A 20,676-nucleotide genomic window follows, 5' to 3' on the forward strand; every position below is an offset into this window, starting at 1 on the left:
TTGGCACACGGCCGGACGCACGGCGGCATCGTCGACGCGATCGCGCGGACCTGGGCCGGCCCGCGCCGGGCCATGGCCGGGCGGATGGCGGCGGGCCTGAGCGAGTCGCGCGCGCTGGCGGACCTGATGCTCGCCTGCGGGCTGCTGTTCGTCGCGAGCCTGCCCGACGCGCGGCGCGCGGCGGCGGGGCTGGCCGGCGAGACCGGCGATCCGTTCGCGGCGGCGGTGGCGGCGCACCTCTTCGCCTGGGTGGCGCTGGCGCCGCTCGCGGCCTACGGGGTGGCGGCGCTGGCGCATCTGGTGGCGCGGCTGTTCGGGGCGCGGGGCGGCTTCCTGCCGGCGCGGTCGGCGCTCTTCGCGGCGCTGCTTGCCGGGACGCCGGTCGCGCTCGGGCTCGCGCTGCTCGGGGTGCTCGGCGACGCGGTGCCGGCGCTGTTGCCGGTGGTGCGGCTGGTCGGCTATGCGGGCGTCGCAGCGTGGCTGTGGCTCGCCGGCGCAAGCCTGCTGGAGGCGGAGGGATTTCGGGCCGGGGCTTCGGGCCCGGGCCCGGTGGATCGGGGGACGGACCATGTGGGGTGAGCTGATCGCGGCGAGCTTCCTCCGGCCGCGTGCCGCGGCCCGCCGGGTGCTGGCCCTCGACCTGGACGTGCCGGTGCTGCTGCAGGCGGCGCTGCTGGTGACGGCGGTCGGGATGGTGCTGGGCTATGCCGCGCTGCGGCTGGCGCCCGACGCGATCGACGCGGTGTCGGCCTCGGTGCTGGGGACGCCGCTGCTGGGCGCGGTGGCGCAGCTGGCGGTGATGGCGGTGGTGGTGTTCCTCGCCGCGCGGGTGGGGCGGCTCTTCGGCGGCGTCGGCGACGTGCGCGGGGCGCTGGCGCTGGTGGTGTGGCTGAACGCGATGATGGTGCTGCTGCAGGCGGTGCAGCTGGTGGCGCTGGCGCTGCTGCCGATGCTGGCGGCGGTGGTGGCGATTGCGAGCATCGTCTGGGTGCTCTCCGCCTTTGCCTGCTTCGTCGCCGAGCTGCACGGGTTTCGCAACGCGGCGGTGGTGCTCGCCGGCATCCTCGCGACGAGCGTCGTGCTGATGCTCGGGGTGGCGATACTGGCGGCGATCCTCGGGATCACGCCGCAGGAGGTTTCTTGATGTACGACGTCGATGCGGTGCGCCGCGACTTTCCGATCCTCGCGCGCGAGGTGCACGGCCGGCCGCTGGTCTATCTCGACAACGGCGCCTCGGCGCAGAAGCCGCAGGCGGTGATCGACGCGGTGACGCGGGCGTATGCGCACGAGTACGCCAACGTCCACCGGGGCCTGCACTATCTCTCGTCGGTGGCGACGGAGAAGTACGAGGCGACGCGCGGCATCCTCGCGCGCTTTCTCGGGGCGACGGCGGAGGACGAGATCGTCTTCACCACCGGGTCCACCATGTCGATCAACATGGTGAGCTATGCCTGGGCGGCGCCCCGGCTGCAGGCGGGCGACGAGATCGTCCTGAGCGTGATGGAGCATCACGCGAACATCGTGCCGTGGCATTTCCTGCGCGAGCGGCAGGGAGTGGTGCTGAAGTGGGTCGACATCGAGCCCGACGGCTCGCTCGATCCCGAGCGGGTGCTTGCCGCCATCGGGCCGCGCACCAAGCTGGTTGCCATCACCCACATGTCGAACGTGCTCGGCACGGTGGTCGACGTGAAGGCGATCGCCGCCGGCGCCCACGCGAAGGGCGTGCCGGTGATGGTGGACGGCAGCCAGGCGGCGGTGCACATGCCCGTGGACGTGGTGGACCTCGACGTCGATTTCTACGCGATCACCGGGCACAAGCTCTACGGGCCGACCGGATCGGGCGCGCTCTATGCCAAGGCGGAGCGGTGGGCGGAGATGCGGCCGTTCCTCGGCGGCGGCGACATGATCCGCGAGGTGCGGCAGGACGGGATCACCTACGCCGATCCGCCCCTGAAGTTCGAGGCGGGCACGCCGTCGATCGTGGCGACCATCGGGCTCGGGGTGGCGATCGAGTACATGGAGGGCCTGGGGCTCGACGCCATCGCCGCCCATGAGCACCGGCTGCGCGACTATGCCAGCGCGCGGCTCGGCGGGTTGAACTGGCTGAGCCTGCAGGGGACGGCGCCGGGCAAGGGCGCGATCTTCTCGTTCACCATGCAGGGGCAGGCGCATCCGCACGACATCTCGACGGTGGTCGACCGCAAGGGCGTGGCGGTGCGGGCCGGGCATCACTGCGCGCAGCCGCTGATGACGCGGCTCGGGGTCAGCGCGACCTGCCGGGCGTCGTTCGCGCTCTACAACACCGAGGCCGAGGTCGACGCGCTGGTGGCGGCACTCGAGACCTGCCACGAGCTCTTCGCCTGACAGGCGCGCTTCCCCTGACCCCCGCCGCCCCTTGGCCGCGGCGGTGTCTCCCGGACTTTCGCACCGGAACGGCGTAGGATGGAAGGCCGGCGGGTCATTCGACTCGCCGAGCGGGGGGGCGGGCCGATGGCCGAGAGCGACAAGGTCTTCGCGGGGGCGATCCCCGAGACCTACGACACCCACATGGTGCCGCTGATCTTCGAGAGCTACGCCGAGGACATGGCGCAGCGCGTCTCCGCGCTGGCGCCGCGCGACATTCTGGAGACCGCGGCGGGCAGCGGGGCGGTCACGCGGGCGCTTGCGCCGCTGCTGTGCGCGGACGCGCGCTACGTCGTCACCGACCTGAACCAGCCGATGCTTGACCGGGCCGCCACGCGGCAGGGGGCAGACGGGCGGATTGAGTGGCGGCAGGCGGACGCGCTGGCGCTGCCGTTCGACGACGACGCATTCGACGTGGTCCTCTGCCAGTTCGGCGCGATGTTCTTTCCCGATCGGGTCGCGGGCTACCGCGAGGCTCGTCGCGTGCTGCGGCCGGGAGGCCGGTTCGTTTTCAGCGTCTGGGATCGGATCGAGCAGAATGCGCTGGCGTTCGAGGTGGCGGAGGCGCTGGCGGCGCTGTTCCCCGTCGACCCGCCGCGCTTCATCGTGCGGACGCCGCACGGCTACTACGACGCGGGCGTGATCCGCGCCGATCTGGAGCGGGCGGGATTCTCGGACATCGGGATCGAGAGGCGCGCGGATGTGATACCACCGGCCGCGCTTTCTGACTCTCTTGGGATTCCCAATTCGGCTGATCTCTGACTCACTGCGGTCGAGGCAGGAGGAGGCTGGGGATGTCAGCGGCGGTGCAGGTGACAAGAAGGGAGCTGACGGCGGCGGAGCTGAGGCGCGCGGCTGTCAGGAGCCGGGATGCGAAGGCGGCGCGGCGGATGCTGGCGATCGCGCTGGTACTGGAGGGGGTCGATCGGCAGACCGCGGCGGAGACCTGCGGGATGGACCGGCAGACGCTGCGGGACTGGGTGCACCGCTACAATGCCGAGGGGCTGGCGGGGCTCTCGAACCATCGGGGCGGGGCGCAGCCGCGACGGCTGTCGCCGGCGCAGATGGCCGAGTTCGCCTCCTGGGTGGAGGCGGGTCCCGACCCGGCGCCCGTTCCAGTGGGGGACGGGGTGGTGCGGTGGCGGCGGCAGGATCTCGGGCGACGGATCGCGGAGCGGTTCGGGGTGGAGGTGCACGAGCGGACGGTGGGCAAGTATCTGGCGGCGCTCGGCTACCGGCGCCTGTCGGTTCGTCCGCGGCATCCGAAGACCGATCCCGAAGCCCAGGAGGGGTTTAAAAAAGCTTCCCCGACGCGGTAGCCGCGGCGCTGCCCGAGGCGGCACGGGGCAAGCCGCTGGAGATCTCGGTTCCAGGACGAGGCAAGGGTCGGCCAGCAGGGCACGCTCACCCGCATCTGGGCGAAGCGTGGCACCCGGCCAAGGGCGCCGCGCGACACCCGCTTCCAGTGGGCCTACATCTTCGGCGCGGTCTGCCCGGATCGCGGCGTGGCGGCGGGCCTCGTCATGCCCTTCGCCGACACCCCCGCGATGAACGCCCACCTCGCCGAGATCGCCGGCGCCGTCGCGCCCGGCACCCACGCCGTGCTCGTCCTCGACGGTGCCGGCTGGCACGGCGGAGGCGGCCTCGTCGTCCCCGACAACATCTCCCTCCTCGTGCTGCCGCCCTACAGTCCCGAACTGAACCCCGTCGAGAACGTCTGGCAATACCTCCGCGCCAACTGGCTCGCGATCAGCGTCTTCGACGACTACGACGCCATCGTCGATGCCTGCTGCGACGCATGGAACCGCTTCGCGACACAGCCAGCAGTCATCGCATCGATCGCATCAAGGGAGTGGGCGAAGGTCAATCCATAAGGCCGGTGGTATGAGCCGGTCGCCCTCGCCGCGGCATCTGGCCACGGCGTTCTGTCAGGGGACGCCGATCCGCGGCGAGATCGAGGCGCGCGCACCGGGGGAATTGGCGGCGGTAACGGAGCGGGTGGCGTCGGCACTCGAGGCGCGCCACGGGCCAGGCGCGCTCTCCGGGAAAATCCAGGCGCTGGTGATGACGGCGCGGGGGTAGCGCGAATTTGGCGGAAGCTTGCGGCAATCCCTCGCCATTCTGCTGCGGCGCATCAACACCTTGGCGAGCTTACTGGCGGATGACTGGCGGCGGACGCAAGTTCCTGTGTTCGTCACAAAGCAGAAGCTGATGATCTCCTCTGTCTCGTCTACCAACTCCAGCTACGCCACCCTGCTTGCGCAGATCACCCGCCAGAAGCAGGCGGCCGAGGATACCACCCAGACGGCTCAGGCCGGCACCACGACCAGCGCCGCCGCCGCCCCGCCGCCACCCCCGCCCCCGCCGCCGAGCGACGTGTCGAGCGAGGGGACGCAGTCGCTGTTCTCCGCGCTGCTCGCCAACGACGACGCGGACGGCAGCGGCACGATTTCCGCCGACGAGCTGGCAAGCAGCGACGTCGGCGACCTGCTCTCGTCGCAGTTCGGCACCATCGACAGCGACGGCGACGGGCAGATCACCGAGGCCGAGATGACCGCGGCCGAGACCGCCTCGCGCGCGTCGGGCGATGTCGCGTCCGCCGGCGACGCGCGTCGCGGCCCGCCGCCGGGGCCGCCGTCGGGCGCGGCACCGGATGCGACCGCGAGCAGCGACAGCACGGCGTCGAGCTTCGCCTCGCTCGCGGAGTCGCTGTTCGGTGCGCTGGCCACCGGCGGCGTCGGCACGGCCGCCTCTACCGCCTCCAGTCTCGCCCAGCAGTTCCTGAGCGCGCTGCAGGAAATCGCCTGACGGCTGAGCGGCGCGGCCCCGGGGGCCGCGCCGCCTAACCGATGCGATAGGGCAGCACGCCCCGCGCATTCGGATCGACGATCAGCGGCCGTTCCAGCGGCGGCAGGGCGCGCTGGTGGCAGTCGCGGCGCTCGCAGATCCGGCACGAGACTCCGATCGGCTGGTAGGTGGCCGTCTTCAGGTCGAGGTCGTCGGCATAGACCAGCGCAGCCGCGTGGGCGATCTCGCAGCCGAGGCCGATGGCATAGCGCCGCACCGGGGCGCGAAAGCCGCCCCCGGGCTTTGACACGTCGCGGGCGAGGCAGAGATAGCGGGCGCCGTCCGGCGTCTCCGCGAGCTGGCGCAGGAAGCGGCCCGGCGTCTCGAACGCCTGGTGGACGTTCCAGAGCGGGCAGCCGCCGCCGAAGCGGGCGAACTGCAGCCGCGTGGCGGAGTGGCGCTTTGTGATGGTGCCGGCCTGGTCCACGCGGAAGAAGAAGAACGGCACCCCCTTCGCCCCGGTGCGCTGGAGCGTCGACAGCCGCTGCCCCACCTGCTCGATCGAGGCATCGAACGCGCCCGACAGCGCCTCGAGATCGTGGCGCAGCTCCTGCGCCCGCGCGAGGAAATCCATGTACGGCAGCAGCGCCGCACCGGCGAAGTAGTTGGCGAGCCCGGTCTTGCAGATCGCCCGCGCCGCCTCGGTGCGGAAGCGGGCGAGGTCGAGGGTGGCCTCGAGCAGGTCGTCGTGTTCGAGGAGCGCGATCTGGTGCAGGACCTGAAACGCCTGTGTCGCGGCGGTGCTGTGCGCGGCGAGCGTCAGGTGGCGGGCGCCGGGGTCGAAGTGCCGCAGGGCAGGGGTGGCGGCGGTCGACACCGTGATGCCGTGGCGCTGCTCCAGCCAGCCAGCGAGCGCGGCCCGCCGCTCGCCACCGCCGAGGCGGCCGGCGAAATGCTCCGCGGCGCGGTCGATGGCGTCGATGTGGTTGTCGCAGTAGTGGAAGAAATCCCGCACCTCTTCCCAGGGCAGGGGGGCGAGGCTCGCGTCCTCGCGGCCCAGCGCCTCGTTCACCTGCGCCAGCCGCTCCTGCGTCTCGCGCAACTCGCGGTGCAGCGTCAGGAACGCGCGCGCGAGATTGGGGGCGTTCGTCGCGAGGAGCTGGATGTCGCCGAGCGGCGGCGCCGGGCCGAACACCGGATCGGCGAGGGCCTCGCGGATGTCGGCGACCATGCGCTCGGTCGATCCTGCCGCGAGCTCGGTGACGTCGGTGCCGAGCTCCTGCGCCAGCGCCAGCACGACGCGGGCCGATACCGGGCGGTGATTGTTCTCCATCTGGTTGAGGTAGGAGAGCGAAATCCCCAGCTTCGCGGCATAGTCCGCCTGAGTGAGCTTCATCCGCGCGCGTATTTCGCGCAGCTTCACACCGGCGTAGAGTTTGGCGGGAGCGGTCATGGCTTCGCAACTTTGCATTTCGCTCGACGCCTTTGCAATCGAGTTTGCAAATCCGCCGGAGATTTGTTGCGGCGCGGAATGTGACGTGGCAATGGCAGCGGGAACCGCGGTGGAACCCTGGGGAGGCGCGCATGAAGGACATCCTCGACGAGCTCGAGACGCGGCGGGCCAATGCCCGGCTGGGCGGCGGCGTCGCCCGGATCGAAGCGCAGCACGCCAAGGGCAAGCTGACGGCGCGGGAGCGGATCGAGGTGCTGCTCGACGAGGGCAGCTTCGAGGAATTCGACATGTTCGTCTCCCACCGCTGCGTCGACTTCGGCATGGACGGGTCGAGCTTTCCCGGCGACGGCGTCGTCACCGGCTGGGGCACGGTGAACGGGCGGCAGGTCTACGTGTTCAGCCAGGACTTCACGGTGTTCGGCGGCTCGCTCTCCGAGACGCACGCGCAGAAGATCTGCAAGATCATGGACATGGCCGTGCAGAACGGCGCGCCGGTGATCGGGCTCAACGACTCGGGCGGCGCGCGGATCCAGGAGGGCGTCGCGAGCCTCGCGGGCTATGCCGACGTGTTCCAGCGCAACATCATGGCGTCGGGGGTGATCCCGCAGATCAGCGTCATCATGGGCCCCTGCGCGGGCGGGGCGGTCTATTCCCCGGCGATGACCGACTTCATCTTCATGGTGCGCGACTCGTCCTACATGTTCGTGACCGGCCCCGACGTGGTGAAGACGGTGACGAACGAGATCGTCACGGCGGAGGAGCTGGGCGGGGCGAAGACGCATACCTCGAAGTCGAGCGTGGCGGACAATGCCTTCGAGAACGATCTGGTGGCGCTCGCCGAGGTGCGGCGGCTGGTTGACTTCCTGCCGCTGTCGAACCGCGAGAAGCCGCCGCTGCGGCCGTTCTTCGACGCGGGCGACCGGGTGGATGCGAGCCTCGACACGCTGGTGCCGGCAAATCCGAACACGCCGTACGACATGAAGGAGCTGATCCTCAAGGTCGCGGACGAGGGGGACTTCTTCGAGATCCAGCCGGACTTCGCCAAGAACATCCTGACCGGGTTCATCCGGCTGGAAGGCTCGACGGTCGGCGTGGTGGCGAACCAGCCGATGGTGCTGGCCGGGTGCCTCGACATCGACTCGGCGCGCAAGGCGGCGCGCTTCGTGCGGTTCTGCGACGCCTTCGAGATCCCGCTCCTCACCTTCGTCGACGTGCCCGGGTTCATGCCGGGAACCGATCAGGAGTACGGCGGCATCATCAAGCACGGGGCAAAGCTGCTGTTCGCGTTCGGCGAGGCGACGGTGCCGAAGGTCACGGTCATCACCCGCAAGGCCTATGGCGGCGCCTATGACGTGATGAGCTCGAAGCACCTGCGCGGGGACTTCAACTACGCCTGGCCGACCGCCGAGATCGCGGTGATGGGCGCGAAGGGGGCGGTGGAGATCCTCTACCGCTCCGAGCTCGGCGACCCGGAGAAGATCGCGGCGCGGACGAAGGACTACGAGGCGCGCTTCGCCAATCCGTTCGTGGCGGCGGAGAAGGGGTTCATCGACGAGGTCATCATGCCGCACTCGACGCGGAAGCGGGTGGCGCGGTCGTTCGCCTCGCTCCGCACCAAGCGGCTGAGCAATCCGTGGAAGAAGCACGACAACATTCCGCTGTGACGGGATTTCACGCGCGAAGTGGTGGGGATGCCGTTGGAAGCTCTGGTGAAAACGTCGGGCGGTGAGGGCCTGGCAGCGGTTCGCGTCGGGAGGCTGCTGCGACTGAAGCGGGCGCTTGCGCACGCGAGTGCTCGGCGCGACGAGCCGACGCACTGCGTCGGCCGCGCCAACGGCAGGGAGCGCGGGGACCGCGCGGAAGCCGTCAGGGGTGCAGATTTCTGCGGAAGGGTGCCAATCCGGCCGGGATCGCCCCGGCGAGCGCGGACGGATTTATCGACGGACAAATCCGTCTGGCGTCAGCGTCTCGACTCTTGGGAGGCCGGGGTTCTTCGGCATCGCCGGTTCGGCGCTGGCCGCCGGGGGGCGGGGGCGCTACATTGTGGCCAACCCCTGACCGGAGCCTTCCATGATCCGGCGTCTCTGGATGCAGTTGCCGAAGCTGGTGCGCTTCATGCTGACGCACATCGCGAACGGCATGGTGCTCGGCTGTGCGTTCCTGTTCGGGATGATCTGGCTCGACGTCTGGGGGCTGGGCACCAGCCTGCAGAAGGACGAGAGCGGGCTCGCGACGTTCGTGCTGTTCTTCCAGACGGCGCTGACTTTCGGTGCGGTGTCGATGGGGATCGCCGTCATGCACCTGGGCGAGGACTGACCGGGGGCGCCCGGCCATGCTGAAGCATCGCGGCTTTCCCGGGCGGCTGCCGGGGAGCGACCTGCAGTTCACCATCCGCCGGGCCGACCCGCGCAAGGTGACGCCGCTGAAGGCGCGCGAGCGCTTCGCCGACCGCCGGGCCATCGACCGGCAGGCCGACGAGATGTTCCTCACGGCGCTGATCGAGCATTTCGGCGAGGAGCCGTTCGAGCGGGGCAACCTCGACGCCGGCCGGCTCGGCTGGCTGCTGGGGCGCGAGGTGGTGCCGGCGGAGGATCCATTTGATCCGGCGAGCTACGAGGCGCTGCTGCGAGTCGACGTGGACCGGGCGCGCGCCAGCTTTCCGGACATCTTCGATGACTGAAACCAGAAGGGGGAGAACGACCATGACCATGCTTCGGATTGCCGCCCTGCTCGCGCTTGCGGGCTTTCTCGGGGCCTGCACCGCGCCGGCGGGCGGCGCCTCGGACGTGGCCCCGGCGGATCCGATGACGGACTCCGCGCTTTCCCCCGACCCGATGAACCCCGGCCAGATCGACGACAGCGTCGGCACGTCGATGTGAGCGAAAAGGCAGGCGAGATCCAGATGTTCAAGAAAATCCTGATCGCGAACCGCGGCGAGATCGCCTGCCGGGTCATCAAGACCGCGCGCAAGATGGGGATCGCGACGGTCGCGGTCTATTCCGACGCGGACGCGGGCGCGCTGCACGTGAAGATGGCCGATGAGGCGGTGCACATCGGGCCGCCTCCGGCGAACCAGAGCTACATTGTCATCGAGAAGATCCTCGCGGCGATCAAGGCGACCGGCGCCGAGGCGGTGCACCCGGGCTATGGCTTCCTCTCGGAGCGGGCGGATTTCGCCGAGGCGCTGGCGGCGGCGGGGGTCGCGTTCATCGGGCCGCCCGCCTCGGCGATCCGCGCGATGGGCGACAAGATCACCTCGAAGAAGCTCGCGGCCGAGGCGGGCGTCTCGACGGTGCCGGGCTACATGGGCCTGATCGACGACGCGCGCCACGCGGTGAAGATCGCGGGCGAGATCGGCTATCCGGTGATGATCAAGGCATCCGCCGGCGGCGGCGGCAAGGGAATGCGCATCGCCTGGACCGACGCCGAGGCGGCCGAGGGCTTCGAGCGGTCGAAGTCGGAAGCGGCGTCGAGCTTCGGTGACGACCGGATCTTCATCGAGAAGTTCGTCACCCAGCCGCGGCACATCGAGATCCAGGTGCTCGGCGACAGCCACGGCAACTGCATCTACCTGAACGAGCGCGAGTGCTCGATCCAGCGGCGGAACCAGAAGGTGATCGAGGAGGCGCCCTCGCCGTTCCTCGACGCGGCGACGCGCAGGGCGATGGGCGAGCAGGCCGTGGCGCTGGCGAAGGCCGTCGACTATGCGAGCGCCGGGACGGTCGAGTTCATCGTCGATGGCAGCCGCAACTTCTATTTCCTTGAGATGAATACGCGATTGCAGGTCGAGCATCCGGTGACGGAGCTGATTACCGGCGTCGATCTGGTCGAGCAGATGATCCGGGTGGCGGCGGGCGAGCGGCTGTCGCTGACCCAGGCCGACATCGGCATCCATGGCTGGGCGATCGAGAGCCGGCTCTATGCGGAAGACCCCTATCGCAACTTCCTGCCGTCGATCGGCCGGCTGACGCGGTATCGGCCGCCGGCGGAGGAGAAGTCGGCGACCGGGGCGGTGCGCAACGATACCGGCGTCTTCGAGGGCGGCGAGATCTCGATGTACTACGACCCGATGATCGCCAAGCTCTGCACCTGGGCGCCCGACCGCGGCAAGGCGATCGCCGGGATGCGCAGCGCGCTCGACAGCTTCGAGGTCGACGGCATCGGCCACAACCTGCCGTTCCTGTCGGCTGTGATGGACCATCCGCGGTTCATCTCCGGCGAGATCACCACGGCGTTCATCGCCGAGGAGTATCCCGAGGGCTTCCAGGGCGCGGAGCTGCCCGAGGAGTTGCTGCGCGATCTGGCGGCGCTGGCGGCGCACATGCACGTGGTGAGCGAGGCGCGTGCCGCGAAGATCTCCGGCGCGATGCCCTATCACCAGCGGCAGGTGGGGCGCGAGTGGGTCGTGACGATCGACCGCAAGCCCTGGCCGCTGACGCTCGACTCGGGCGGCAACCGCAGCGACGTGACCTGGCCGGACGGCACCTTGGCGACGCTCGCGTGCGAATGGACCCCGGGGCAGCGGCTGGCGCGGGCGCGCATCGACGGGCGCGAGGTGGTGGCCAAGGTGAACCCGCTGGAAGGCGGCTTTCGCCTGCGCCATCGCGGCGCGGACCTGAAGGTCTCCGTCTTCACGCCGAAGCACGCGGCACTCGCCGAGCGGATGCCGGTGAAGCTGCCGCCGGACACCTCGAAGTACCTGCTCTGCCCGATGCCGGGGCTGGTGGTGCGCATCGACGTGGCCGAAGGCGACGAGGTGTTCGACGGTCAGGCGCTCGCCATGGTCGAGGCGATGAAGATGGAGAACGTGCTGCGCGCCGAGCGGAAGGCCGTGGTGAAGAAGGTTCGTGCCAGGGCAGGCGACAGCCTGGCGGTGGACGACGTGATCCTGGAGTTCGAGTGAGATGGGCCGGGCCGCGTCTCCGCGCCCCGGCCCGCGACCTTCAGCGCGACCGGCGGGACCAGGGCTCGCCCGTCATCGGGTCGATGCGGATGTTGACGGTGCGGTTGTTGGTGTTGATGAATTCCATGTCCCGGTAGCCGTCATCGTCCCACTCGACCTCGCGGAACGAGCTGACCGGCTGGGATTTCTCGACGCCCGCGATGATCTGCGAGAGCGGCAGGGCGCCCCGCGGCGGCACGCGCTGGGCATTGGCCGGAACGGCGAGCGTCGCGGCGAGTGCCGCAGCCGCCAGAGTGGCGAGGGTTGCGGCCCTGACTATGTTGGCTCCTCTGGAGTCAGGGACGGTGCGAGCCCGTTTCCTGCCGGCGCGAGGGCATGCGGTCAATGAAGTTTACGACCTCGCGCACGGTTGCCGGCAGCGGCCTGCGGGTGGCGATGGTGCCGTCGATGTCGATGAGCACCACGCCGAAGCCGACGGGGCGCAGGCGCTGGCGCAGCGGGCCGTTGGCCTTCGGGTCGGTGTCGGTCAGCACGACGACGTTGCGCTCTTCCAGGGCGTCGGGCTCGGCGTCGAGCCAGGCCATCTGCTGGATGAACTTCGGGTCGTCGGGCGAGTTGGCAAAGACCACGGCGACACGGGACTGGCCGCGCAGCTCGTCGAGCGTGGGCTGTGGCGTGTCCTGCGCCAGGGCGGCGAGCGGCGCGAGAAGCGCGATCAACAGGGCGGCGAGCGCGCTTGGCATGATGTCCTCCGTTTGCGGGGCATCTAGCCGTCCGCCGGCGGGGAAGGCGAGGGATTTTTCGGGGATTTCGGCATGAGCGACGATCTGGAGACCTGGGGCGCGCTGGCCGCCAAGGAGCTGAGGGGCAAGCCGGTCGAGAGCCTGAACTGGGAGACGCCGGAGGGCATCGAGGTGAAGGCGCTCTACACCGAGCGCGACCTCGCGGACCTCGGGCACCTCGGCAGCCTGCCGGGAATGGCGCCCTACACCCGCGGGCCGCGGGCGACGATGTACGCCGGGCGGCCGTGGACGATCCGGCAGTACGCCGGCTTCTCGACCGCGGAGGAGAGCAACGCGTTTTACCGCAAGGCGCTGGCGGCGGGCCAGCAGGGCGTGTCGGTGGCGTTCGATCTCGCGACGCACCGCGGCTATGACAGCGATCACCCCCGGGTGGTGGGCGACGTGGGCAAGGCCGGCGTCGCGATCGACTCGGTCGAGGACATGAAGATCCTGTTCGACGGGATCCCGCTGGAGAAGATCTCCGTCTCGATGACGATGAACGGCGCGGTGATCCCGATCCTCGCGAATTTCATCGTCGCGGGCGAGGAGCAGGGCGTGCCGCGCGCCGAGCTGTCGGGCACGATCCAGAACGACATCCTGAAGGAGTTCATGGTCCGCAACACCTACGTGTATCCGCCGGAACCCTCGATGCGGATCATTTCGGACATCATCGGCTACACCGCCGCCGAGATGCCGAAGTTCAACTCGATCTCGATCTCCGGCTATCACATGCAGGAGGCCGGCGCGAACCTGGTGCAGGAACTCGGGTTCACGATTGCCGACGGCAAGGAGTACGTGAAGGCGGCGATTGCGGCGGGAATGGACGTGGACGCGTTCGCCGGTCGTTTGAGCTTCTTCTTCGCGATCGGGATGAACTTCTTCATGGAGGTGGCAAAGCTCCGCGCCGCGCGGCTGCTCTGGCACCGGGTGATGACGGAGTTCGGCGCGAAGAAGCCGGGCAGCAAGATGCTCCGCACGCACTGCCAGACCAGCGGCGTCAGCCTGCAGGAGCAGGACCCGTACAACAACGTGGTGCGCACCGCCTATGAGGCGATGGCCGCGGCGCTTGGCGGCACGCAGAGCCTGCACACCAACGCGCTGGACGAAGCCATTGCGCTGCCGACGGAATTCTCCGCCCGGATCGCGCGGAACACGCAGCTGATCTTGCAGGAGGAGACGGGGATCACCCATGTCGTCGATCCGCTGGCGGGGTCGTACTACGTCGAGAGCCTGACGGCGGAGCTGGCGGCGAAGGCGTGGGCGCTGGTCGAGGAGGTCGATGCGCTCGGCGGCATGACCAAAGCGGTGGGCTCGGGCATGCCGAAGCTCCGTATCGAGGAGAGCGCGGCGCGGCGGCAGGCGGCGGTGGACCGGGGCGAGGAGGTGATCGTCGGGGTCAACAAGTACCGGCTGGCGGCGCAGGAGCCGATCGACATCCTCGACGTCGACAACGTGAAGGTGCGCGACAGCCAGATCGCGCGGCTGGAGCGGATCCGGGCGACGCGGGACGCGGGCGCCTGCGCCGCGGCGCTGGCCGAGGTGGAGCGCGTGGCGCGCGAGGGCGGCAACCTGCTCGCCGCGGCGGTCGAGGCGGCGCGGGCGCGGGCGAGCGTGGGGGAGATTTCCGACGCGATGGAAAAGGTGTTCGGGCGCCACCGCGCCGAGGTGAAGACCCTCGCGGGCGTCTATGGCGCCGCCTACGAGGGCGACGAGGGCTTCGCGCAGATCCAGCGTGACGTCGAGGCTTTCGCCGAAGCCGAGGGCCGCCGGCCGCGCATGCTGGTGGTGAAGATGGGGCAGGACGGCCACGACCGGGGCGCGAAGGTGATCGCGACCGCGTTCGCCGACATCGGCTTTGACGTCGACGTGGGCCCGCTGTTCCAGACCCCGGAGGAGGCGGCGCAGGATGCCATCGACAACGACGTGCACGTGGTCGGCATCTCGTCCCAGGCGGCGGGGCACAAGACGCTCGCGCCGAAGCTGATCGAGGCGCTGAAGGCCGAGGGCGCGGGCGACATCCTCGTCATCTGCGGCGGGGTGATCCCGCAGCAGGACTACGACTTCCTGAAGCAGGCCGGCGTTGCGGCGATCTTCGGCCCGGGGACGAACATCCCCGCGGCGGCGCGCGAGATCCTCGGGCTGATCCGGGAGCGGGGGGCAGCGTGAGCGCCGGCCCCCGCCGCGGGTCAGTCCGTCGCGAGCAGGGCCTCGACCTCCGGCGGATAGCGGAGGCCGGCGAAGGCGCCGGGCGGCACGCCGTGAGCGAGGAGCGCCGCGGCGCAGCCCGCCCAGTCGCGCGCGGCCGGATCGCCGATGATGCCGGCGGTGCTGGCGAAGGCGAGCGTCCCGAGGGCATTGCCGCCGAAGCCATGCAGCCTGCGCCAGTCGGCGCCGGCGTCGAGCAGCAGGGCGACCATGGCGGCGTCGCCCTTGAACAGCGCGGTGTTGAGCGCAGTGGCGCCCCACTCCGGCGTCGGGGTCTCGAGCGGCCAGCCCTGGGCGATCATCGCGCGGACCGGGGCGGGGTTCCCGAGGGCCGCGAGGTCCGGGAGAAGCCGGAGCTGTTCGTCGGTGAGGCGGGCGAGGATGTCGGGCACGCGCGCGCGGATCGCGCCGGCCGCGGCTTCGTCGGCACGGGCGCAGGCGGCGACGAAGCCCGTCATGTCGTCGGCGGGCGGCGGGACGATGCCGAGCTCGGCCAGCAGGGCGAGCACGTCGGTACGCCCGAGGGCGCGGGCGCGCTCGGCAAGGGCCGCGCCGCCGCCCGGCAGGGCGCGCGGGTCGGCGCCGGCGGCGAGCAGCAGGCGCAGGTGCGCGAGCGAGCGGCCGCGGTCGAGCGCATGGCCGAGCAGGCCGGGTTCCACCGCGTCGGCGCCGCGCGAGAGCAGGAGCTGCAGGCCCGCGAGGTTGTCGCGGTCGAGGCAGTGGGCGAGCGCGTTGGTGCCGGCGACGCGCGCGCCGGCGGCGAGCAGCGCGGCGGTGCAGTCGGCCGTCTCGGCCTCGGTGGAATGGTAGAGCGACTCGCCGTCGTTCGGGTCGGCGCCGTGCGCGAGCAGCAGCGCGGTCATCCCCGGCGCATGGGTCAGGCCCGCGGCGGCATGGAGGATGGGCAGCGGCTCGTCCGGCCAGTCGGGGTCGCGCCAGCGGGCGTTCGGGTCGGCGCCGGCGGCGAGGAGCAGGTTGGCGATCCGCCGCAGGCCGGGCGTGTGGGCAGGCTCGTGGATCAGGCGCGAGCGGGCAACGGCGGCGAGCGGGGTCATCTCGTCCCGGCCGCGCGCGGCCGGGAAGTCGGGATCGCGCGCGAGGTGGGCGGCGACGGTCGCGGCGTCTCCGGCGACGCAGGCGAGCCACGGGTCGCCGGCAGCGAGGTCGGGCTCGTCGGCAAGGGCGCGGGCGGCGAGGCGATGGCCGGTGCGGTCGTTGCCGATGGCCCAGCCGAACCAGCGGGCGCGCCGTTCTGCGGCCGCGCTCTGGCGTGCCTCGACGTACTGGACGAGTTCGGGCCACGAGCGAAAGCCGGCCTCGCGGGCCAGCGCCCGCTGCGCGTGGTGCAGCCGCGGCGCGTCGGGCGCCTCGAGCCGGGCGAGGGCGGCCGGATCGCCGGCCCTGGCGGCGCGCAGCAGTTCCTTTGCCTGACGGCGGAGCTGCCCGAGATCGGGCGAGGGCGTGAGAGCGGGCATGACACCTCCCGGTGCTTCCGGCCGATGACCCGCGAACGGCCGCACGAGGGAGATGGGGTGCGTCGCATGTGGTGCCGAGGGGGCTCTGCCCTTCCCGCGGATCCGGGGGCGGCTCGTTCCGCCGTCGCTCAGGGTAACGCGGGGACGGCGGCCGGCGCAAGGGTGCGGTGGTGCCCGAAGCCGCAGAAGGACCTCCGTCCGCGGGCGGCTTGACCGGCCCCGGCGGGCGATGCAACAGGAAACCAGCGGGCCGCGCACGAGAGCTTGCGGCACCATGAGGGGAAACGACCGATGGACAGCGGCATCCAGCAGACGGCGCAACAGGCGGCGCTCCGGTATCACGAGCTGCCGAAGCCCGGCAAGCTCGAGATCAAGGCGACGAAGCCGATGGCGAACCAGCGGGACCTCTCGCTCGCCTACAGCCCCGGCGTGGCCGAGGCCTGCCTCGAGATCAAGGCCGACCCGAGCAACGCCGCGCGCTATACCACCCGCGGCAACCTCGTCGCGGTGGTGTCGAACGGCACGGCGGTGCTCGGCCTCGGCAACATCGGCGCGCTGGCCTCGAAGCCGGTGATGGAGGGCAAGGCCGTCCTCTTCAAGAAGTTCGCCAACATCGACTGCTTCGACATCGAGGTGAACGAGAGCGACCCGGTGAAGCTCGCCGAGATCGTGACCAGCCTGGAGCCGACGTTCGGGGCGATCAACCTCGAGGACATCAAGGCGCCGGACTGCTTCGTCGTCGAGCGGCTGTGCCGCGAGCGGATGAAGATCCCGGTGTTCCACGACGATCAGCACGGCACGGCGATCGTGGTGGGGGCCGCGGCAACCAACGCGCTGCTCGTCGCCGGCAAGAAGTTCGAGGACGTCAAGATCGTCTCGACCGGCGGCGGGGCGGCGGGCATCGCCTGCCTCAACATGCTGCTGAAGCTCGGGGCGAAGCGGGAGAACATCTGGCTCTGCGACATCCACGGGCTGGTCCACGAGGGCCGTGAGCAGGACATGAACCCGGAGAAGGCCGCCTATGCGCAGAAGACCGACCTGCGCACCCTCGATCAGGTGATCGACGGGGCGGACCTGTTCCTCGGGCTGTCCGGGCCGGGCGTGCTGACCGGAGCGATGGTGCAGCGGATGGCGAGCGACCCGATCGTCTTCGCGCTGGCGAACCCCAACCCGGAGATCAGCCCGGCGGATGCGCGCGCGGCAAATCCGGATGTGATCGTGGCGACGGGCCGGTCGGACTATCCGAACCAGGTGAACAACGTCCTCTGTTTCCCGTTCATCTTCCGCGGCGCGCTCGACGTCGGCGCGACGGTCATCAACGACGAGATGCAGGTCGCCTGCGTCGAGGGGATCGCGGCGCTGGCGCGGGCGTCGTCGAGCGCCGAGGCGGCGGCGGCGTACCAGGGCGAGCGGCTGAGCTTTGGCCGCGACTACCTGATCCCCAAGGCGTTCGACCCGCGGCTGCTCGCCATCGTCGCGGGGGCGGTGGCGCAGGCGGCGATGGAGTCGGGCGTGGCGACGCGCCCGGTGGAAAACATCGAGGCCTACAAGGCTGCGCTGAACCAGTCGGTCTTCAAGTCGGCCTTCATCATGCGGCGCGTGTTCGACGTGGCACATGCCGGCGGCCGGCGGGTGGTCTTCGCCGAAGGCGAGGATGAGCGGGTGCTGCACGCGGCGCACGCGATGGTGCAGGAAGGCGTCGGGCGGCCGATCCTGATCGGGCGGCCGGAGGTGATCGACAGCCGCTGCGAGCGCGACGCGATCCCGCTGGTCGCGGGGCGCGACTTCGACCTGGTGAACCCGGAGAACGATCCGCGGTATCGCGACTACTGGGGCACGTACCATTCGATCATGCAGCGCCGCGGCGTGACGCCGGATCTGGCGCGGGCGATCATGCGCACCAACACCACGGCGATCAGCGCGGTGATGGTGCAGCGGGGCGACGCGGACAGCATGATCTGCGGCACGTTCGGGCAATACCTCTGGCACCTGAACTACGTGCGGCAGGTGCTCGGCACGCCGCAGCTGCACCCCGTCGGCGCGCTGTCGCTGATGATCCACGAGCGCGGCGTGACCTTCATCGCCGACACGCAGGTGCATCCCGAGCCCTGCGCGCAGGAGATCGCCGACGTGGTGATCTCGGCCGCCCGGCACGTCCGCCGCTTCGGGCTGGCGCCGAAGATCGCGCTGTGCTCGCACTCGCAGTTCGGCAACCTCGACACCGACAGCGGCCGGCGGATGCGGGCCGCGCTCGAGATCCTCGACGCGCAGGATCTGGATTTCGAGTACGAGGGCGAGATGCATTCCGACGCCGCGCTCGACCCGGACGTGCGGGCGCGCCTCTTCCCGAACTCGCGCTTTCAGGGCGCGGCGAACGTGCTGGTGTTCGCCAACACCGACGCGGCGAGCGGGGCGCGCAACATCATCAAGTCGATCGCCGGCGGGCTCGAGGTCGGGCCGATCCTCATGGGGATGGGCAACCGGGCGCAGATCGTCACGCCGTCGATCACCGCACGCGGCCTGCTCAACATCGCGGCGCTGGCTGGCGCGCCGGTGCAGAGCTACGGCTGAGGCCAGTGCGCCGTCGGGGCGCACGGAGGCGGACTTGTTCGTCATAAGCCCCTCGGCTTCGGAACCGGGGGGCAAGCTGGGAGAATTGCGATGCCGACCTATGCCGACGTCTACGCCCGGTGGAAGCGCGACCCCGAGGGGTTCTGGATGGAGGCGGCCGGCGCGATCGACTGGCTGACGCCGCCATCGGCGGCGCTCGATGCGTCCCGCGCGCCGCACTACGGCTGGTTTGCCGACGCGACCTGCAACGTGTGCTGGAACGCCGTCGACCGCCACGTGGCGGCCGGGCGCGGCGGACAGGTCGCCATCATCCACGATTCGCCGGTGACGGGCACCAAGGCGCGGATCACCTACGCGGAGCTGAAGGACCGGGTGGCGCGCCTCGCCGGGGCGCTCCGGGCGCGCGGGGTGGGCAAGGGCGACCGGGTGGTGATCTACATGCCCATGGTGCCCGAGGCGCTGGTCGCGATGCTGGCCTGCGCCCGGATCGGGGCGGTGCATTCGGTGGTGTTCGGCGGCTTCGCCGCGCCGGAACTGGCGGTGCGGATCGACGACGCGCGACCCAAGGCGATCATCGCGGCGTCCTGCGGCATCGAGCCCGGCCGGGTGGTGCGCTACAAGCCGCTGGTCGACGCGGCGATCGAGCGGGCGAGCTGGAAGCCCGGCGTGGTGATCGTGCTGCAGCGCGAGCAGGCGCCGGCCGAGCTGGTCGACGGGCGGGACGTGGAGTGGCACGCGGCGCAGCAGGGCGTCGAGCCGGCGGATTGCGTGCCGGTCGGCGGGATGGACCCGCTCTACATCCTCTACACCTCCGGCACGACGGGCCAGCCGAAGGGCGTGGTGCGGGCCTCGGCCGGCTACATGGTCGCGCTGGCGTGGACGATGCGGGCGATCTACGCCATCGAGCCGGGGGAGGTGTTCTGGAGCGCCTCCGACGTGGGCTGGGTGGTCGGCCACTCGTACATCTGCTACGCGCCGCTGCTGGTCGGCGCGACGACGGTGGTGTTCGAGGGCAAGCCGGTCGGGACGCCGGACGCCGGCACGTTCTGGCGGGTGATCGCCGAGCACGACGTCCGCAGCTTCTTCACCGCGCCGACGGCGCTGCGCGCCATCAAGCGGGACGATCCGGGCGGCAAGCTGATCGGCGACTACGATCTGAGCGGGCTGCGCTATCTCTACCTCGCGGGCGAGCGGGCGGACCCGGACACGATCGACTGGGCGCAGCGGCATCTCGGCGTGCCGGTCATCGACCACTGGTGGCAGACGGAAACCGGCTGGGCGATCTGCGCCAATCCGGCGGGGATCGAGCTTTTGCCGGTCAAGCCGGGCTCGCCGGCGGTGCCGATGCCGGGCTACGACGTGCAGGTGCTGGGCGAGGGCGGCGAGGTACTGAAGCCCGGCATCCTCGGATCGGTGGCGATCCGCCTGCCGCTGCCCCCGGGGACGCTGCCGACGCTGTGGAACGCCGACGCGCGGTTCGAGAAAGCCTATCTCGAGACGTTTCCCGGCTGGTACGAGACCGGCGACGCCGGGCTGATCGACGAGGACGGCTATCTCTACATCATGGCGCGCACCGACGACGTGATCAACGTCGCGGGCCACCGCCTGTCCACCGGCGCGATCGAAGAGGCGCTGGCCGGGCACCCGGACGTGGCGGAATGCGCGGTGATCGGCGTGGCCGACCCGCTGAAGGGGCAGGCGCCGCTCGGCTTTCTGTGCCTCAACAAGGGCTGCGAGCGCGATCCGGCGGCGGTGGTCGAGGAGTGCGTCGCGCGGGTGCGCGACATCATCGGCCCGGTGGCGGCGTTCAAGACCGCGGTGGTGGTCGAGCGCCTGCCGAAGACCCGGTCGGGCAAGATCCTGCGCGGCGTCATGAGCCGGATGGCCGACGGCGAAGCCTGGGCAGCGCCGGCCACCATCGACGATCCGGCGACCCTGGGCGAGATCGGCGACAGCCTGCGACGGCTCGGGCGCGACGTTCGCAGCTAGCCGACGCATTCGCTTTTTGCGACGGCTCGAGCGGGCAAACTTTCGCATTGCGAGTGGGTGCACTCGCGTTTTGGGAAATCGCGGCTGATCCGATCAGATTTTAACGGA

The 20,676-nt window shown here is 70.6% G+C and carries 17 protein-coding genes and 2 pseudogenes; 15 read left to right on the forward strand and 4 right to left on the reverse strand.

What is annotated here, in order from left to right:
• The 7 genes and pseudogenes from QM699_RS04000 (at position 1) to QM699_RS04030 (ending at position 5,211) form a co-directional block, all read left to right on the forward strand.
• Entirely contained in the window at positions 1 to 579 is a 579-nt protein-coding gene (locus tag QM699_RS04000; protein WP_415009914.1) for a YIP1 family protein, read from the forward strand.
• Entirely contained in the window at positions 569 to 1,144 is a 576-nt protein-coding gene (locus QM699_RS04005; RefSeq protein WP_415009915.1) for a Yip1 family protein, read from the forward strand. The genes QM699_RS04000 and QM699_RS04005 overlap by 11 nt, the downstream gene beginning before the upstream one ends.
• Entirely contained in the window at positions 1,144 to 2,364 is a 1,221-nt protein-coding gene (locus QM699_RS04010; protein WP_415009916.1) for a cysteine desulfurase, read from the forward strand. Before QM699_RS04005 ends, QM699_RS04010 begins: the two co-directional genes overlap by 1 nt.
• Before the next feature lie 126 nt (positions 2,365 to 2,490).
• Positions 2,491 to 3,165 carry a class I SAM-dependent methyltransferase gene (locus tag QM699_RS04015; protein ID WP_415009917.1) on the forward strand — a complete coding sequence of 225 codons (675 nt, stop codon included), beginning with the start codon at positions 2,491 to 2,493 and terminating at the stop codon, positions 3,163 to 3,165.
• Positions 3,166 to 3,197: 32 nt separating this feature from the next.
• Positions 3,198 to 4,277, forward strand: a pseudogene (locus QM699_RS04020) (IS630 family transposase).
• Positions 4,278 to 4,287: 10 nt separating this feature from the next.
• Entirely contained in the window at positions 4,288 to 4,485 is a 198-nt protein-coding gene (locus tag QM699_RS04025) for a hypothetical protein (RefSeq protein WP_415009918.1), read from the forward strand.
• Positions 4,486 to 4,590: 105 nt separating this feature from the next.
• The gene (locus QM699_RS04030) at positions 4,591 to 5,211 is read left to right on the forward strand and encodes a hypothetical protein (RefSeq protein ID WP_415009919.1); all 621 of its coding nucleotides are present in this window, start codon (positions 4,591 to 4,593) and stop codon (positions 5,209 to 5,211) included.
• 106 nt (positions 5,212 to 5,317) lie between these two features.
• On the opposite strand, the pseudogene QM699_RS04035 reads toward QM699_RS04030, so the two are convergent.
• Positions 5,318 to 6,661: pseudogene (locus tag QM699_RS04035) on the reverse strand (helix-turn-helix domain-containing protein); the annotation flags it as partial.
• 113 nt (positions 6,662 to 6,774) lie between these two features.
• On the opposite strand from QM699_RS04035, the gene QM699_RS04040 reads away from it, so the two are divergent.
• The 5 genes from QM699_RS04040 to QM699_RS04060 all read left to right on the forward strand — a co-directional run bounded on the left by QM699_RS04040 (position 6,775) and on the right by QM699_RS04060 (position 11,546).
• The gene (locus tag QM699_RS04040) at positions 6,775 to 8,307 is read left to right on the forward strand and encodes an acyl-CoA carboxylase subunit beta (protein ID WP_415009920.1); all 1,533 of its coding nucleotides are present in this window, start codon (positions 6,775 to 6,777) and stop codon (positions 8,305 to 8,307) included.
• 406 nt (positions 8,308 to 8,713) lie between these two features.
• Entirely contained in the window at positions 8,714 to 8,959 is a 246-nt protein-coding gene (locus QM699_RS04045; RefSeq protein WP_415009921.1) for a hypothetical protein, read from the forward strand.
• 16 nt (positions 8,960 to 8,975) lie between these two features.
• A complete protein-coding gene (locus QM699_RS04050) occupies positions 8,976 to 9,323 on the forward strand; it encodes a hypothetical protein (protein ID WP_415009922.1) in 348 nt (115 codons plus the stop codon).
• A gap of 22 nt (positions 9,324 to 9,345) precedes the next feature.
• Positions 9,346 to 9,522, forward strand: coding sequence for a hypothetical protein (locus QM699_RS04055; RefSeq protein ID WP_415009923.1), 177 nt, complete (start codon positions 9,346 to 9,348; stop codon positions 9,520 to 9,522).
• A gap of 23 nt (positions 9,523 to 9,545) precedes the next feature.
• Entirely contained in the window at positions 9,546 to 11,546 is a 2,001-nt protein-coding gene (locus QM699_RS04060; RefSeq protein WP_415009924.1) for an acetyl-CoA carboxylase biotin carboxylase subunit, read from the forward strand.
• Positions 11,547 to 11,586: 40 nt separating this feature from the next.
• Here QM699_RS04060 and QM699_RS04065 read toward each other — a convergent pair whose 3' ends face one another.
• Both QM699_RS04065 and QM699_RS04070 read right to left on the reverse strand, forming a co-directional pair.
• Positions 11,587 to 11,931, reverse strand: coding sequence for a PepSY domain-containing protein (locus tag QM699_RS04065; RefSeq protein ID WP_415009925.1), 345 nt, complete (start codon positions 11,929 to 11,931; stop codon positions 11,587 to 11,589).
• Positions 11,882 to 12,289: a DUF4174 domain-containing protein gene (locus QM699_RS04070; RefSeq protein WP_415009926.1), complete on the reverse strand. Its 408-nt coding sequence runs from the start codon at positions 12,287 to 12,289 to the stop codon at positions 11,882 to 11,884. Before QM699_RS04070 ends, QM699_RS04065 begins: the two co-directional genes overlap by 50 nt.
• A gap of 72 nt (positions 12,290 to 12,361) precedes the next feature.
• Between QM699_RS04070 and scpA the strand changes: the two genes are divergently transcribed.
• Positions 12,362 to 14,494 (forward strand): methylmalonyl-CoA mutase, encoded by a 2,133-nt coding sequence (gene scpA, locus QM699_RS04075; protein WP_415009927.1) that lies wholly within the window; start codon positions 12,362 to 12,364, stop codon positions 14,492 to 14,494.
• Positions 14,495 to 14,514: 20 nt separating this feature from the next.
• Here the strand turns inward: scpA and QM699_RS04080 are convergent, their stop codons facing one another.
• Positions 14,515 to 16,008 carry a hypothetical protein gene (locus tag QM699_RS04080; RefSeq protein WP_415009928.1) on the reverse strand — a complete coding sequence of 498 codons (1,494 nt, stop codon included), beginning with the start codon at positions 16,006 to 16,008 and terminating at the stop codon, positions 14,515 to 14,517.
• 291 nt (positions 16,009 to 16,299) lie between these two features.
• Between QM699_RS04080 and QM699_RS04085 the strand changes: the two genes are divergently transcribed.
• Both QM699_RS04085 and QM699_RS04090 read left to right on the forward strand, forming a co-directional pair.
• Positions 16,300 to 18,579, forward strand: coding sequence for an NADP-dependent malic enzyme (locus QM699_RS04085; RefSeq protein ID WP_415009929.1), 2,280 nt, complete (start codon positions 16,300 to 16,302; stop codon positions 18,577 to 18,579).
• Positions 18,580 to 18,669: 90 nt separating this feature from the next.
• Positions 18,670 to 20,568, forward strand: coding sequence for a propionyl-CoA synthetase (locus tag QM699_RS04090; protein WP_415009930.1), 1,899 nt, complete (start codon positions 18,670 to 18,672; stop codon positions 20,566 to 20,568).
• The last annotated feature ends 108 nt before the right edge of the window (positions 20,569 to 20,676 follow it).

This window comes from Amaricoccus sp., from assembly GCF_047602525.1.
In the GTDB taxonomy this organism is placed as follows: Bacteria; Pseudomonadota; Alphaproteobacteria; order Rhodobacterales; family Rhodobacteraceae; genus Amaricoccus.